The organism is Bradyrhizobium sp. NAS80.1, assembly GCF_001908205.1.
Taxonomy (GTDB): Bacteria; Pseudomonadota; Alphaproteobacteria; order Rhizobiales; family Xanthobacteraceae; genus Bradyrhizobium.
This window is the reverse complement of the sequence record NZ_LGHL01000495.1, coordinates 1-907: the sequence shown is the minus strand read 5'-3', so window position 1 is coordinate 907 and position 907 is coordinate 1. Positions and strand designations below refer to the sequence as shown.

1 protein-coding gene is annotated in these 907 nt (G+C 57.8%); it reads right to left on the bottom strand.

What is annotated here, in order from left to right:
* Positions 1 to 551: hypothetical protein (locus tag AC629_RS44495; RefSeq protein ID WP_168195773.1), on the bottom strand; the 551-nt coding region annotated here is incomplete at its 3' end.
* Positions 552 to 907: the final 356 nt, after the last annotated feature.

The window sequence follows — 907 nt, the reverse complement described above, 5'->3', positions numbered from 1 at the left end:
GGCGACGAAATGAAGGTTCGATCTGCCTTAATCGTGTCGATATACCAGGCCCGTACACGTGGGTCGTAACCGTATTTCCAGAGATCCTGCTGCTCGAGCTCATTGCCCTGCTGGTCTTCGAAGACTCGCCGCATGGGCAATGCGCCGGTTGGGGTGGGACGGATCAAGCTGATCCCGAAGGCAGCACCCGCCGGCACCCTCAATTTGGTCCGCTGCTCGTCGTTCAGGTGGTACAACGGGCGCATCTGCAACCAGCCGCCATTATCGTAAGCCGCATAAATTGAGTCTATCTGCGGCACTTCGAGGACAGCGGTCTTGAACAGCGGAATTGCGCGACCGACTTCGGACCTTTCATCCGAGTCGGCGACGCTCGAACTGCTCGCGAGCACATCCACAATTGACGTGACTTTGGAGATCTCGTTCTGAAGGCGCCCCAGCGTCTGAGCGTCGGCCGCATCCATGCGCGCAGATGCCGCCTCCCGGACGGCAAAATGGAAAGTCCAGAACTGAATGAAGATCAGCAGTCCAGCCAACGCGGCGATGAATGCCATCACAGCGAAGGTTATCGACGTTCGGAATGTAAGCACGCCATCCTCCTTGGAGAAACTCTCCGGTTTCTGCCCGCGGCGGGTACTCGACGTAGGTTTGGCTATACCGTCCAAAAGCCGGATGATCCTGGGATCGCATGGGCAGGCAGCGCGCCCCAGCTCAGCTTTGGGTTTAGGGGCGCATTTTGGATTTCGGCGCGAATTACCGGTTTTGATCTAAATCAATACTGTTGGTTCGCGCTCCACCAACGGCGCCCGCTTCGGGTCATTCTCGACCGACTCTGCGGGTTCGGCTCGTGTTCGATGTCTGCTCTTCCCCGAAACCGACTACTCTACTGCGCGACAGCGAAATGACGCAA